The sequence below is a fragment of the Aureimonas sp. Leaf427 genome, assembly GCF_001425485.1.
Lineage (GTDB): Bacteria > Pseudomonadota > Alphaproteobacteria > Rhizobiales > Rhizobiaceae > Plantimonas.
The window spans coordinates 1-14,764 of the sequence record NZ_LMQW01000010.1 but is presented as its reverse complement, the minus strand read 5'-3'; the positions used below and the strand labels follow the sequence as shown (position 1 = coordinate 14,764).

Here is a 14,764-nt window from a genome sequence, read left to right as displayed (position 1 = left end):
TCACAGGTGGACGGGGCTGTAGCTCAGTTGGGAGAGCGCGTCGTTCGCAATGACGAGGTCAGCGGTTCGATCCCGCTCAGCTCCACCACCTGTATTTAGATCAAGCACTTAGTCGTAGGTTTCGCATGGTGGAACAGCCAGGTGAGACATCCGCTTGCCATGACGAACCTGTCCCATAGAGCCTCCTTCCATTTAGAGGAAAGGATCTCACCATCAAACCCTGGGATCAAACACTGCTCGGCGATCGTGGTTATGACGCCGACTGATTCAGAGATACCTTGCAGACGAGAGGCATCCAAGCTTGCCTTCCCGGTCGTAAATCGCGGATTGACCCCGTCGCATACAACAAGCGCCGCTACAGGCGCCGTAGCCGCATCGAGATCATGTCCGGACGTCTGAAGGACTGGCGACGCGTCGCCACCCATTACGACCGGTGTCCGACGGTCTTCTTCTCCGCCATCACCCTCGCAGCTACCGTTCTGTTCTAGCTCTGACCAATGAGTCCTGACCCTAAGCAACCAAGACCGATGCCAATCTGAATTCCATACGGTTTTCTTTCATTCTCGACAGAAGAGCCTCCTTTCCGCTTTGCCGATCTATGCTACAATCAGTTTGTTCCTACGCGCCACTGATAGGGTGGCAGGGTGCCGTTCACCGCGAAGTCGCCGACGATCCGATCCTTGTAGATGCGAGGATTGTGTGACGAGAGGGTGCGGGCGTTGCGCCAATGACGGTCGAGACCGACGGTGCGCAGCGTCGCCGAGGCGCCGAGCGCATCGAAGAGGATCGTGGTGGCATTGAGGATGAGATCGGTCACGACGGTCTGCGCTTGTGCGGCTTCCAACTCGGCGATCGCGTTCGCCTGCTCCTCAGCCTCGGCGTCGTCGGCCAGCCTCGCATCGTGAACCCGCTGGAGCGCCTCGGCCGCTCTCAGCACGATCGCGCCGGAGGCGTAGGCTGCGGCGCGGATTCGCCCGACCACCTGCAGCACCTGCGGGTCCTGACTCGATCGCGTGGCGGCGGCATGTGTGTAGGTTCGCTGGCGCTTGGCCACGGCGGCCGCGACGTCGTTCGCCGCCGCCCGCCCGATGCCGGCGATCGTCGCAAGTTGAACGAGTTGGTAGAAGGCCGCGGAATACGTAAAGCCGTCCTCCTCCGGGTAGACGTCCGCGCTCGCGACCGGCGCCTCGGCAAAACGCGTCGTACCGCTCGCCGTCAGCCGCTGTCCCATTCCGTCCCAGTCGTCGACGACTTCGACGCCGGGTGCATGGCGCGAGACAATGGCCGAGACTGGCTCTCCCGCCGCATCGACGCAGCCGACTTGAACCCAATCGGCGAAGAGCGAGCCGGTCGTGTAGAATTTCGAACCCGTCAGCCGCCATCCACCGTCATTGGGCGTGACGGTGGTGGAAAAAGCGACGAGCGTCGAATCGAGTTCCGTCCAGGCGCTGCCGACCGTCTCGCCGGCCGCGATCCGGCTCGCCCACAGTTCGCGGCGTCCCGGAATCTTGGTGTTCAGCACGTCTTCGGTAAAGCCGAAATGGGCTCGAAGCGCCTGAACGAGATTGGAGTCGGCCTCCGCCAGCTCGATCAGAAGGTTGAAAAGCTCAGGCAGCGTGACGCCGAGGCCGCCTAGCGCCTGCGGCACGCGCAGCGCGCCGAAGCCGGCCTGTTTCAGCCAGCCGATCTCCTCGTGCGGAAGGCGCCGGTGGACCTCCCGGTCGATGACTCCTTCCTGGATGCGGGCGAAAAGCGGGCGAAAGCGCGCCGCGATCTCCTCATAGCGCGCACTTGGGCCCGACCCCCAGGCGCGATCGACCTGCGTCTTCGGCCGGGTGGCGATGATGGGTCCTGCAATGGTCATTGGGGTGCGTCTTTCAAAGGCTGCGGAAAGGTGAAGGGCCGAAGAAGGGCACCTTGTAGTGGGCCCGATACTCCTCGCGGACTGCCTCCCATTCGCCCCCTGTCTTCGCCTTGAGATAGGCCTCCGGATAAGTCCAGCCGCTCGGCTTGGGCAGCCCCTCCCATTCAAGATCGATGTCGAGCGGGAAGACTTCGCCCTGCGGGTCCCAGTCATCCGGATGGGCGACCTTCGACATCCGGCGATAGTCGAAGGGGGGGACGTCGCCATTGTCGACATAGCGTTGGAGATAGGTGTCGACATTGGCCGAGGTCGTGATGATCGAGCGCCAGTGCAGCATGCGCTCGGCGGCGCGGGGCTTCCAGCCGTTTAGGACGTCGTAGAGGCGCGCCGTGAAGAGTCCTGCCTGGAACGCCGGCGAATTGGCGCTGGTGGCGAGCTGCTGGCCGCTCTTGATCGCCCGAGCGCCTTCGCTGGTTCCGTCCGCGCCCACGACGAGAACGTCCTCGCCCGGCTTCAGCCCGGCCGCGCGCAGGGCCGCGACGACACCCTGCGCCACGTCGTCGTTCTGGGCCACGATGCCGACGATGTCGGGATAGCGGCTGAGGAGGTCCTGCGTCGCCTTCAGCGAATCCTCCCGGTTGAAGAGGCCGGGAAGCTGTCCGACGAGTTCGGTCTTGGGAAAGTCGGCGAAGGCGGCGTCGCGCCCGCGGCTGCGCACATTGTCGGTTGAGAAGCCGGGAACGCCGGTGACGCCCAGGATCTTGCCGCCGCCGAAGCGCTCGGTCACCGCCTTGAGCAGCTCCGTCGTCACGCCGCGATGGGCGGTGAACTCCTCCGGCACCGCATAGAGCGTGTAGTATTCACTGGCGTCGAACGGGGTGTACCAGGGCAACGTCGCCCAGACGTTGGAGAAATAGACCTTGTTCTGTTCGGCATATTCGGCGATGCGGCGCACCGCGCTGCCGTCCGGCGCGTGCAGGATGATGGCGCCCGAGCCTGAATTGATCTGCTCCTCTGCCTGGTTGAGCTGGCGCGCGCTGTCCACCTGCCCGTCGAGATAGCTGTAGCCGAGGCCGAAGCTCTTGGCGGCATCCGCCGTCGCACGGCTCGCCTGCGCCATGAACTCGACCCGGCTCGTCCAGGCAAGGTAGGCAAGCTTGCCGGACGGCGCGGCGACGGCGACCGAAGTGCGGCCGAGAACCCCGGCCGCCGCGGTCGCCGCGAGGCTGGCCGAGGCGAAGGCGAGGAAGTCGCGGCGCGAAACGCCGGTCGTGTCCATGCGGCCGAGATGCTCGTCTATGGTGCTACGCGCAGTAAGATCGCCGAAGCGGCGGGGATCGATGCTGACCATGATGCGGGGTAACTCCTCGGCAGCCGTGCAACGGCTCTTCTGGCGATCTGGGGCGGTGTGAGGGAGACCAGCGTCAGGCCGCCGGAAGCCGATCGGCGAGGTTGCCGACGAAGGCGCCACGATAGGATGCGGCCGGATGGCGCTCGAGCAGGCGTGCGCCCCGGCCGGCGAAGAGCTTTTCGCGGAAGGTCCCTTCCGCATAGTCGGTCTGCGCGAGACCGCGGGCTTGGAGCACCGGCGTGACGTTTTCGATGAAATCGACGAAGGAGCCGGGGGTCGTGTGGTAGATGAGGTTGATGCCGTCGATCCCGGCCGACTGCCAGATCTCGAGCTGGTCGGCGATCGTCTCGGGCGTTCCCACCACCTGGCTGCTCAGCGCATAGGCCCGGCCGAGATCGGCAACGGTGGCGCGCCGGCCGGGATTGCCCTCCTCGAAGGCGCGCACGATGCCCTGGACGCCTTCGATCGACAGCTCGTCCACCGGCCGATCGGGATCGAGAAGGCCGAGATCGATGCCGAGATCGCGGCTGATATGGGCAAGCAGCCCGTCGACGCTGATGTCGGCGGCAAGATCCCGGGCCTTGGCGGCCGCCTCTTCCTCCGTGCCGCCGACGACGAAGGACATGCCCTGCACGAAGAGGAGGTCGTCGGCATTGCGCCCTGCGGCGCGCACCAGGGCGCGCGTCTCGTCGATCTGCCGTCTGGCGCCTTGCGGATTGACGGCGGCGATGAACGTGCCTTCGGCGTGCCGGGCGGCGAAGCCCCGCCCCGCCGTCGAGGACCCGGCCTGGAAGAGAACGGGCGTACGCTGCGGCGAGGGCTGGCTGAGATGCGGACCCAGCACCTTGTAGCGCTGGCCGTGGTGATGGATTCGGTGGATCTTGGCCGGGTCGGCGTAGATGTTGCCTGCCTTGTCGTCGATCACCGCATCCTCGTCCCAGGAGCCTTCCCAGAGCTTGTAGACGACGTCGACATATTCCTCCGCCCAGCGGTAGCGCTCGTCATGCGGCACGATACGGTCGAAGCCGAAGTTCTGCGCGGCGTTGTGGCTGACGCTGGTGACGATGTTCCAGCCGACGCGCCCCTTGCTGAGGTGGTCCAGCGTCGAGAGCTTGCGGGCGAAGTTGAAGGGGTGCTCCTGCAGGATCGAGCTCGTCAGCGTCAGGCCGATATGCTCGCTCGACTGGATCAGCGCGCCGACGAGAACGCCGGAATCGTTGATCGGGATTTGCACGGCCTCTTTGACGTAGGTGTCCCAGCTTCCCTTGTAGGCGGCGTCGACGCCGAGGATGTCGGCGACGAAGAACGTGTCGAACTTGCCCTTCTCGAGAAGCTTCACCAGGGAGACCCAGGTATCGAGATCGTTGAATTTCGTCTGCAGCGTCTGCGGATGGCGCCACAGACCGTGATAGACATGGGAGACGGCATTCATCGAGAAGCCGTTGAAGATCAATCGCTTGGTCATGGGCTCCTGCCTATTTGACGACGGCGGTGCGGGAGGGGTCGCGGCTGACGAGGACGGCGGCGATGACGACGAGCCCCTTCACGATCATCTGCGAGTATTGCGAGACGCCCATCAGGTTCAGCCCGTTGTCGAGGATCGCGATGATGAGGACGCCGATCAGCGTTCGGTGCGGGCCGCCGATGCCACCCGACAGCGAGGTTCCGCCGACGACGATGGCGGCAAGGCTGTTGAGGAGGAGGTCGGAGCCAAGCGAGGGCCCCGCCGCGCCGAGCCGGGCAACCGACAGAACCGCCCCGATGCCGGCCAAAACCCCCGACAGGACGAAGGCGTAGATCTTGTAGCGCTCGACCGGGATGCCGGCGGTGCGCGCCACGGTCTCTCCGCCGCCGATCAGGTACATATAGCGGCCGAAGCGCGTGCGGACCGCGATGAACACCACCACAGCCCAGGCAGCGAGGGCACAGAGGGCGATGTTGGGAAGGCGCGGGATCAACTGCCCGATGGCGATGCTCTCGAAGCCCGCCAGATCGAACTGGATGGCGCGTCCGTCGAGCACCATCAGCGCAAGGCCGCTGAAGACCGAGAGCGTGCCGAGCGTCACGATGAAGGAGGGGATGCGGCCGAGCGTGTAGATCGTGCCGTTGACGAGGCCGAGCAGCCCGCCGATCAGCGCCACCGCCGGCAGGACCGCAAAGCCGAGCGAGGTCCCGTTGAGGAGCGTCACGCTCGTCGCGCCCGCCAGAAGCACCATGGCGCCGATGGAGAGATCGATGCTGCCCATGAGAACGACGAAGGTGCCGCCGAGGCAGGCGATGAGCAGCGTTCCGGCTTGCCCGCTGACGGCGGTGAAGTTGCGCAGCGTGGCGAAGGAATCGGTGGCAAGCGAGAAGAAGACGAAGAGAAAGAGAACGACCCCGACCGGAAACCACAGGCTCTTGTCGATCGAGGTAAGGTCGAGGCGCGGCGGGGCCGATGCCGGTCGCGTGGGCGCGGCGAGGGTCATGGGTTCGTTTCCAGGTGGGGTGACACTGCGGAAGGGTCGCCGCTCTGCGGCAGCATCCAGGCCACGAGTTCGCGCTCGCCTGGCTTGGCCGTCGAGGGGGAGGGAATCTCCGCCACGATGTGCCCGCGCTGCAGGATGAGAATACGGTTGGAGAGGCCGATCAGTTCGAGAAGCTCGTCGGTGATCAGAAGAACGGCGACGCCGCGATCGGCGAGGTCGCGGATCAACCGATAGATCTCCTCCTTCGCGCCGGCATCGACGCCGCGCGTCGGATTGTCCAGCACCAGGACTTCGGGGTCGCGGCTGAGCCAGCGCGCCAGAACGACCTTCTGCTGGTTGCCGCCCGACAGGCGGGAGCAGCGAAGGCCGGGCGTCGCGGACCGGATGGCGAGTTCGCGCCCGTAGCGTTCCGCGGTCTCGGTCTCCCGGCGTCGTTTCCAGAGTCCGAAGCGGTTCGTCTGGCGGTCGCCGCCGCTGGCCAGCGAGATGTTCCAGGCCACGCTGAAGGCGGCGATCATGCCCTCCGCCAGCCGCTCTGCCGGCACGTAGCCAAGGCCCCGCTTCACGAAGCGGCCGATGGCGGGCGCGCGGTGCTCGCCACCCGCCAGGGCCACCGTGCCGGAAGCCGGGCGCTCCACGCCGGCAATGGCCTTGCCGAGCGCGCTCTTGCCGGAATCGAGGAGGCCGCCGATGCCGACGATCTCGCCCGCTCGGACCGAAAGGGAGATGTCGGCGAAGGCGCCGGGCTCTGCGAGGCCGCGCACGTCGAGGCGGACAGGTTCCTGCGCAACGGCACGCTGGCGCTTTTCATGATAATAGTCGGTGGCACGCTGGCGCCCGACCATTAGTCCATGGAGCGTACGCTCGTCAGCGGTGGCAGGGTCGAGCTTTGCCACGAGCTGGCCGTCCTTCAGGACGTAAATCAGGTCGGACAAAGCCAGCACTTCGCTCAGCCGGTGCGAGACGAAGAGCAGCGAGCCGCGCCGCTTGATCTTGGCGACAAGACGGAAGAAGGCCTCCTCATCGCGGCGGTCCAGGGCCGAAGTCGGCTCGTCGAGCAGGATGAAGGGACGCTCCATGCCGAGGAGATGCGTGGGTGCAAGGCAGGCGCGGGCGATCTCGATCGACTGGCGCTTGGAGAAGTCGTAGTCGCCGGTGCGCCGGCGCACGTCGATGTCGATGCCGGCCTCCTCGACGATCCGTTCGGCCGCTGCGATCATCGAGCGCTTGTCAAGAAGTTGCCCGGCGCGCGTGAAGCGGTGCTCCTCGCCGAGAAGGAGATTCTCGTAGACCGGCACATTGGCGATCAGCGACTGTTCCTGGAACACCCGCGAGACACCGCTTCTGACGGCTGAGCCATAGGTCTTCGGGCGATAGTCCTCGCCGGCGAGCCGCATCGTGCCCGCATCGGCGCCGGTGATGCCGCTGAGAATGTTGAAGAGCGTCGATTTCCCCGCCCCGTTCTCGCCGACAAAGGTGACGACGGAATGGGCGGGAACCTCGAAGCCGACGCCGTCGAGCACGACGGTGTCGCTATAGGCCTTCCTCAGGCCCTCGGCCTGAAACAGAGGCGGACTTGTCGCGGGGGCGCCGACTGCGGCGATCGTCGTCGCGTGGACGGTCATGATCGAATCGGACCTTTTCTGGAGCCAGGCAGAGATCGGCAGGCTGAGCGACAGCCTTGGCAAAGCCTGCGGCCTTGCCTGTCGAGCGACGCGGCCGTCGCATTCTGCCAACGGCCGCGAACGTTCAGCTCCGGGCGTTCGGACCGGGGCCGTCGAACTTGATTTTGTAGTGGTCGGCGTATTCGGCCTTCACTCGTTCGAACTCGCCCGCAGCCTTCGCCTCGGCATAGGCTGCGGGCGGCGCCCAGCCGGCGGGCTTCTCGTAGCCGCGCCAGTGCTGCTCGATGTCGATGGGATAGACGTCGGCCTGCGGGTCCCAGTCGTCGGGATGCAGCACCTTCGACATGCGCCTGTAATCGAAGGGCTCGACCCCGTCGTCGTTCACGTAACGGGCGACATAGGCATCGACATTGTCCTTGGTGACGATCGTCGGCCGCCAGTAGAGCTGGCGCTCCGGCACACTCGGCACCCAGCCATGGGTAACGTCGTAGATGCGCGAGACGAAGAGCGCTCCGGTGAAGACCGGGCTGTTGCCGCTGGTTGCGACCTGCTGACCCTTGCGGATCGCCTCCGCGCCCAGCGACGTGCCGTCGGCGCCTGCGACGAGAACGTCCTCGCCCGCCCGCAGGCCGGCATTGCGCAGGGCGGCGATGGCGCCCTGCGCTTCGTCGTCGTTCTGGGTGATGATGCCGACGATGTCGTGGTTGCGTGTCAGAAGATCCTCGGTGGCGCGCAGCGATTCCTCGCGCAGCCATTTGCCCGGCAACTGATCGACGAGCTGCGTCCCCGGATGCTTGGCGAAGGCCTCGTCGCGCCCGCGATTGCGCGCGGTCTCGCACCAGTTGCCCGGCGTTCCGGTGAGAGCGACCACCTTGCCGCCGCCGAACTTTTCGGTCACGGCCGTCAGGAGAGCCTCCGTCACGCCGCGATGGGCGGCGTCTTCCTCGGGATTGGCGTAGAGCGTGTAATAGTCGCCGCCGTCGAAGGGCGTGAACCAGGGAAGGCTGTCCCAGACAGCGCCGAAATAGACCCTGGAAGTTTCCGCAAATTGGGAGGCGCGCTTGAGGGCACTGCCGTCGAGAATGTTGAAGAAACCGCCGGTCGCCTGCGTGGTTGTCAGTTCTTCGAACTGGTTCAACTGGCGGCCGGCATCGATCTGGCCGTCGAGCAGCGCATAGTTAAAGCCCAGATCCTTGGCCGCCGCCGCCGCGCCCTTGCTGACGAGTTGGTTGTACTCTGTGCTGGCACTCCAGGCGAGATAGGCGATCTTGCCGGTCGGCGCTGCGACGGCGACCGAGGGCAGGCCCATCGTCGCGGCGAAGGCGGACGCTGCGGCGCCGGCCGAGGCGAGCGCTAGGAAGTCGCGCCGCGAAACGCCGGTCGTATCCAGGCGATCGAGATGGCGGTCGATCATCGCTTTGTTCGAAAAATCGGGGAAGACGGGAAACCGGGAGCGGGATGCCATGGATGCCTGCTTAGATGAGGAAAGTGGGTGTAACCGGTTGGCGAAAAGCGACTCCGGAGCGGATTCGTAGAATATTGAGGGCGTTCGTCTGGCCGCCTTTCTCGATCCGCACGCGCGAAAATTGGGCGCACTTTCCGATGCAACGGCTCGCTGACCAGCGCACGTTGCTGGTATATATAATCTATAATGATAATAGACATTATCGAGGACAAAAGTTCCAATTTGCGAGGCTGAAGTGCAGTTTCATTCCGGGGAATGCGAGTGTGCCGCCGATGTGTTGGGCTGAATGGCCTTCACCCGAACCAGCCGCGCCGATCAACGAGGAAACTTTCCAGTTTCCTAACTTGCGCCCCGTCAGGGTCGAAAGAGGTGGCTCCGCGAATCTGCACAGTGGGCTGAGTGGATTGTCTGCCTCAAGGCGGCCAGGATGGCTGCGATCAGAAGAAACGATGACGAAGAGACCCAGGCGCAATCACAGCCTCACCTTCAAGGCGAAGGTGGCGTTGAGCCGTCGGGTCAGGAACTGGCGTTTTCAGCCCTGCGCCGGGTTATCGCCGTACGGCAACCGTCCGCTGGGCTCACCCCTATAATAGAGCTGAAAGCTGCCCGAGATCAGGATAAGGTAGCAGCGCCCTATCCAAAACAATTTCGCCAGAGATAGCTCCAAGCTAGACGAACAGCTCCTCGATGGAAGAAAAATTTCTGAGACTTGAAGTACTAACTTCTGTCCTTTTGAAGGAATGTCAATTCAAATTGAGAAGGTCATCAACGATTTTTCTTGTAAAATTGATTGCTTGTACTAGAATATGATAATAAAATTTACGGCTTCCGAGCGTTCATGTAACGAGAACCCGATCGAATCACTTGGACTGCACCGTTCTCGAAAACTCGCGGTTCGTTCGAAGCCATTCGAGGAAGGCCTGAACTTTCTTGTGGCGAAGGTGGTCGCGCGGGCAGACGATCCACTGTGTCACGATGCCGATCCGGGGTGGTTTCGCGACGGGACAGAGGAGGGTGCCGTTCGCAAATTCCCGCTCCATCATCGTCGTGCTTTCAAGGGCGATGCCCATGCCGCCGGAGGCAGCGTCGATGGCCATATGGCTGCGATCGAAGAGGAGGCGGCGCCAGCGTTGCGTTGGCCGGACGCCGGCTTCGGCAAACCACCGGCCCCACTGCGCCTGCGACTTCACGGAATGGATAAGCCGGTAGCTCGGGAGATCCTCGGGCGAAAGGCTGCCGGATGCGGCAAGGCTCGGCGCGCAGGCGGGCACGAAGGTTTCCTCCCCCATCCCCTCGACGAAGAGGCCGGGCCACCGCCCGTCTCCGTGGCGGATCTCGAGATCGACGATCTCGCGATTGAAGTCGGTCGGTTCGTTCGTCCCGTCGATCCGGATCTCGATGTCGGGATAGAGATCGAGGAACGTCTGGAGCCGCGGCAAGAGCCATTTGTTGGACAGTGTCGGCGTCGCCCGAACTGTAAGGGATGTCACAGAGCGATAACCCCTGATCGCCGAGGTCGCCTCAACGATCCGGCCGATCTCGTCGTCGATCGTCGCGAAGTAGCGCTCGCCGGCCTCCGTGAGGACGACGCGACGGCCCGCCTTATGCATCAGGGAAAGACCGAGTTGCACTTCGAGTGCTTGGATCTGCTGGCTGACAGCTGAAGGCGTGACGCCCAATTCTTCGGCCGCGCGCGAAACGCTCCCCGCTTTCGCGACGGCATGAAACACCCAGATCGCTTTAACGGGTAACTGCATCATCAGCTCGTGAATGGGCAGGAGACAGTTGCGACCAGACCGATCGCGCGAGGGATAAAACCATTTAGCCAAACTAACAGATCGAGCAAAGCTTCTAAATTGCTTCTAACGAATAGCCTGTCCTAACCTCTCGTCGCCGACCCGTTGATCGCGATCGATGGCGACGAGGTCGGTATAAAACGAGGTCCGGCACTGCCGAAAGACGTTCTGCCGTATCCGCCAACGTTTGCGGTTGGCGAAACGGCCTTCGAGGCAGTTCAACGGACCCGAAATCCCGATAGGGCAGAGCGACCGGCGTCGGATGGAGGTCCGCGCCACGATGGGAGGATGACATGCTCGGACGAATTCGCAACGGTCTCGTTGCCACGACGGCGCTCGCGCTATCGATGGGCCCTTCGGTGACCCATGCGCAGGAAAGCTGCTCGGCCTATCCGACGGCAAAGGCAGACCGGATCGAATCCGCCGCCGTCGAGGCGGAATTTGGCACGGTACCGGCGCCGAAGAAGAAGGATCTGCGCTTTGCCTATGTGACGAAAACGCTGATCAACGAATTCTGGCAGGACGTCGCCGCTGGCATCAAGGACGAGGGCGCCAAGTATGGGATCACCGTGGACGTCCAGGCTGCCAAGGACGAGTCCTCGATGATCGAGCAACTGAACCTTGCGCAGACCGTCCTCTCGCAAAACCCCGACGCGCTGTTGCTGTCGCCGCAGTCGGATTCCAACCTCGTGCCGGTGATCGAGGCCGCGCGGGTCGCCAACATTCCGACCATCATCGTCGACGACGCGCGGACCGAGGGTGCCAGCACCTATGTTGGCACCGATCAGGTCGCCATCGGCGCTAAGGCCGCGGCGCTGTTCTCGACACTTTATCCGGACGGCGGCAAGGTCGCCCAGATCGAAGGCGCGGCCGGTTCGCCGAATGCGCGGATGCGCATCCAGGGCTTCAAGGAAGAGCTCGCCAAAAATCCGAAGTTCGAGCTCGTCGCCAGTCAGCCGGGCAACTGGGACCGGCTGACCGCGATGAATGCCACGGCCAACATCCTGCGCCAGACCCCCGATCTCGTCGGCGTCTACGCCAACAACGATGGCATGGCGCTCGGCGTGGTCGAGGCCGTCTCTCAGTCGAGCGGGCTCGACAAGGTCGCGGTCGTCGGAACCGACGGCATCCGCGAGGCCAAGCGCTCCGTCGGCGCCGGCGAGATGCGGGCTACGGTCGCCGAATTCCCCTACGAGGAAGGTCAGATCGGCGTCCAGATGGCGCTTCGTCTGCTCGACTGCCAGGCGATCCCGGCCTGGATCGTGTCGCCGCAGGCCACGTTGACGAAGGACAACGTCGCGGACTTTCCCGATCCGAAGGTGAAGTGAGGCTCCATGACGAGCCTTGCTTCGAGCCCGGAGGGCAGAGGCGCCCGACCTCCGGCCCTCGTTATGACGGGCATCGCGAAAAGCTTTGCGGGCGTGCGAGCCTTGAAGGGTGTCGATCTCACGCTGAGAACCGGTGAGGTCCACGCTCTTCTCGGCGAGAACGGCGCGGGCAAGTCGACGCTGATGAAGGTCATGTTCGGCATCGTCCAGCCCGATGCCGGGCGCATCGCGCTCGACTTTGTCGGACCCGTGCGCATCGACGGTCCGCGCTCGGCGCTCGCCATGGGCATCGGCCTCGTCAGTCAAGAACTGAGCCTCGTTCCTCAGCTCGACGTCGCGCAGAACATCTTCCTCGGCCGCACCAGGGGTCTTCGTATCGTACCGCGCGAGGCGCTGCGCCGACAGGCGCGCGCGATCCTCGACGACCTTGCACCCCATCTCGATGTGGACACGCTGGTGGAGCGCCTCGGCATGGCCGACCGGCAGCTCGTGGAAATCAGTCGGACGCTCTCGCGCGGCGGCCGGATCATCGCCTTCGACGAGCCGACATCCAGCCTGACCCCGCTCGAACAGGACAATCTCTTCTCCGTTATCCGCCGGCTGAAGGTGGCGGGAAAGGCGATCGTCTACATTTCCCACCGCATGGCGGAAATCCGGGCGATCGCCGACCGGGTCACCGTCCTGCGGGACGGCGATGTCGTAGCGTCTGGACCGATCGGCGATTACTCCGAGGCACAGTTGAACGAACTGATCGCCGGGCGCGAACTCTCCCGCGAACTCGGCGCAGACAAGCCTGCGCAGATCCAGGCTCCCGCGCTTCTGACGCTCGACAAGCTCTCGACATCGCGGGTTCGGGATGTCGATCTCGCCGTGAAGGCGGGCGAGATCGTCGGGCTGTCCGGGCTCGTCGGCTCCGGTCGCTCGGCGATCCTGCGCGCCGTCTTCGGCGTCGATCCGCCGACGGGCGGAGCCATGTGCGTCGGGGCCGACGCTGCGATGCCGAGGAGCCCACGCGATGCCATGGCGGCCGGAATCGCGCTGATTCCCGAGGATCGGCGCGGGCAGGCCATCGTTTCGATGATGAGCGTCGAGCAGAATTTCGGCCTCGGAAACCACAGGCGCTACGCGCCCACCGGCGTTCTGCGCGCAAGCGAGCGCCGAAACGCTATCCGAGGCTACATTGCAGACATGCGTATTCGTCCTGGATCCACGACGGCCGAGATGCGCAATCTGTCCGGCGGCAATCAGCAGAAGGTCGTGATCGCCCGCTGGCTTGCCACGGGCGCCCGCGTTTTCCTCTTCGATGAGCCGACGCGCGGCATCGACGTCGGCGCCAAGGCCGAGATCTATGCGCTGATGCGCCGGCTGGCGGGCGATGGGGCAGCGCTTCTCGTCGTCTCGTCCGAGTTGCCGGAACTTCTTCTCATCTGCCACCGCATCGGCGTCGTTCGCGAGGGGCGTCTCGAGCATCTGGTCGAAAACGACAACAAACTGACCGAGGCGCAGCTGATGGCGCTGGCCGCGGGGAAGGATAGCCCGTGACACCGTCGATCGAAACCCCCGCGGCGGACAGCGACCGCATCGCACGAGCCTCGAACCGCGGCGACACTTTGCGCAAGGCGAGCGTGGCGATCGGCTGCGTCGCGCTCTTCCTAGTGTTCTCCGTCCTCAACAGCACCTTCTACCAGGTGTCAAACCTCGTCGACATCATGCTGCAGTCCTCGATCAACGCGGTGATTGCGGTCGGCATGACACTCGTCATCATGACGCGTGGCATCGACCTCTCGGTCGGTTCGGTGGTCGGCCTGTCCTCGATGGTGGCCGCCGACATGATGTCCCACGGCGTCGCGGCCGGCATTGGGGCAGGGCTGCTGGTCGGTCTCGTCTGCGGCCTCGTCAACGGCATTCTCATCGCCAAGCTGCGCCTGCCCGACTTCATCGTCACGCTCGGCACGCTCAGCATCTATCGCGGCATGGCGCTGATCTACGTCGACGGCCAGCCGATCTACGGCCTACCTCGGGCGTTTCGTTCGATCTTCGCCGGCCGCGTCCTCGACGTGCCGACGCCGGTGATCTTCGCGATCGTCATCGCGGCACTGGCCTTTTTCCTGATCCGATACACCGCGCTCGGCGAACAGATCGTCGCCATCGGCGGCAACGAGGAAGCCGCCAAGCTCTCTGGCGTCAAGATCGAGCAGGTGAAGATCACGGTCTACACGCTGTCCGGCGTTCTCTCCAGCATCGCCGGCTTCATCCTGATCGCACGCATCGGTGCAGCCGAGCCGATCGGCGGTAATGGCTTCGAGCTCCAGGCTATCGGCTCGGCTGTGATCGGCGGCGCCAGCCTCTTCGGCGGCGTCGGAAATCCGCTCGGCTCGCTCGTCGGCGCTCTGACGCTCGGCGGATTGCAGAACGGGCTGACGCTGATGAACGTCCCCTCCTTCTGGCAGTATGTCGCCTCCGGTCTCGTCGTCATCCTCGCCGTCTTCGCCGATCAATGGACCCGCAAGCGCCGATGAGCGTTCCAAGTCCCGACGACGAGGACTGGCGCATCGTCGATGCGCACCAGCACTTCCAGGACCTCGAAGGGTCGAGCTATCCCTGGCTGGAGCCAGGCCGGCCCGAGCCGCTGGAGGGCGACCTCTCGCCGATCCGCCGAACCTATCGTCCGGCCGACTATCGGCGCGACGTGACAAGCCTCGGCATCGTCAAGGCCGTGCATATCCAAAATGGCCGAAATCCGGCCGACCCGCTGGAGGAAACCCGCTGGCTAGGCCGGATCGACATTCAGCCCAACCAGAGCATGGCGCCGGCCAAGTGGACGAAGCCTTTGAAGTGGATGGTGCGGCGGTCGTAACGAGTAGCGA

At 64.4% G+C, this 14,764-nt stretch carries 11 protein-coding genes, 1 tRNA gene and 1 pseudogene; 6 read left to right on the top strand and 7 right to left on the bottom strand.

Features of this window, described 5'->3' with window-relative positions; translation table 11 throughout:
- Nucleotides 1–12: 12 nt before the first annotated feature.
- Nucleotides 13–88: transfer RNA gene (locus ASG62_RS07755), tRNA-Ala, on the top strand.
- 145 nt (nt 89–233) lie between these two features.
- Nucleotides 234–488: pseudogene (locus tag ASG62_RS25440) on the top strand (transposase); the annotation flags it as partial.
- 119 nt (nt 489–607) lie between these two features.
- Here the strand turns inward: ASG62_RS25440 and ASG62_RS07750 are convergent.
- The 7 genes from ASG62_RS07750 to ASG62_RS07720 all read right to left on the bottom strand — a co-directional run bounded on the left by ASG62_RS07750 (nt 608) and on the right by ASG62_RS07720 (nt 10,530).
- On the bottom strand, nt 608–1,864 hold the full coding sequence (locus tag ASG62_RS07750) for a monooxygenase (protein ID WP_056699400.1): 1,257 nt from the start codon (nt 1,862–1,864) through the stop codon (nt 608–610).
- A gap of 13 nt (nt 1,865–1,877) precedes the next feature.
- A complete protein-coding gene (locus tag ASG62_RS07745; protein ID WP_056699397.1) occupies nt 1,878–3,215 on the bottom strand; it encodes a sugar ABC transporter substrate-binding protein in 1,338 nt (445 codons plus the stop codon).
- Between the two features lie 73 nt (nt 3,216–3,288).
- A complete protein-coding gene (locus ASG62_RS07740; protein WP_056699393.1) occupies nt 3,289–4,680 on the bottom strand; it encodes an LLM class flavin-dependent oxidoreductase in 1,392 nt (463 codons plus the stop codon).
- Nucleotides 4,681–4,690: 10 nt separating this feature from the next.
- Nucleotides 4,691–5,683, bottom strand: a complete 993-nt coding sequence (locus ASG62_RS07735; protein ID WP_056699390.1) for an ABC transporter permease — start codon at nt 5,681–5,683, stop codon at nt 4,691–4,693.
- Nucleotides 5,680–7,308, bottom strand: coding sequence for a sugar ABC transporter ATP-binding protein (locus ASG62_RS07730; RefSeq protein ID WP_156382024.1), 1,629 nt, complete (start codon nt 7,306–7,308; stop codon nt 5,680–5,682). The genes ASG62_RS07735 and ASG62_RS07730 overlap by 4 nt, the downstream gene beginning before the upstream one ends.
- 124 nt (nt 7,309–7,432) lie before the next feature.
- Nucleotides 7,433–8,773, bottom strand: coding sequence for a sugar ABC transporter substrate-binding protein (locus ASG62_RS07725; RefSeq protein WP_082537496.1), 1,341 nt, complete (start codon nt 8,771–8,773; stop codon nt 7,433–7,435).
- An 860-nt stretch (nt 8,774–9,633) separates the two neighbouring features.
- Nucleotides 9,634–10,530 carry a LysR substrate-binding domain-containing protein gene (locus tag ASG62_RS07720; RefSeq protein ID WP_056699495.1) on the bottom strand — a complete coding sequence of 299 codons (897 nt, stop codon included), beginning with the start codon at nt 10,528–10,530 and terminating at the stop codon, nt 9,634–9,636.
- A gap of 332 nt (nt 10,531–10,862) precedes the next feature.
- On the opposite strand from ASG62_RS07720, the gene ASG62_RS07715 reads away from it, so the two are divergent.
- From ASG62_RS07715 to ASG62_RS07700, 4 genes are all read left to right on the top strand, one after another.
- Nucleotides 10,863–11,897, top strand: coding sequence for a substrate-binding domain-containing protein (locus ASG62_RS07715; protein ID WP_056699381.1), 1,035 nt, complete (start codon nt 10,863–10,865; stop codon nt 11,895–11,897).
- A 93-nt stretch (nt 11,898–11,990) separates the two neighbouring features.
- Nucleotides 11,991–13,439 (top strand): sugar ABC transporter ATP-binding protein, encoded by a 1,449-nt coding sequence (locus ASG62_RS07710; RefSeq protein ID WP_162246061.1) that lies wholly within the window; start codon nt 11,991–11,993, stop codon nt 13,437–13,439.
- Nucleotides 13,436–14,416: an ABC transporter permease gene (locus tag ASG62_RS07705; protein ID WP_244487688.1), complete on the top strand. Its 981-nt coding sequence runs from the start codon at nt 13,436–13,438 to the stop codon at nt 14,414–14,416. Before ASG62_RS07710 ends, ASG62_RS07705 begins: the two co-directional genes overlap by 4 nt.
- Nucleotides 14,413–14,754 (top strand): hypothetical protein, encoded by a 342-nt coding sequence (locus tag ASG62_RS07700; protein WP_057180357.1) that lies wholly within the window; start codon nt 14,413–14,415, stop codon nt 14,752–14,754. The genes ASG62_RS07705 and ASG62_RS07700 overlap by 4 nt, the downstream gene beginning before the upstream one ends.
- Nucleotides 14,755–14,764 lie beyond the last annotated feature (10 nt).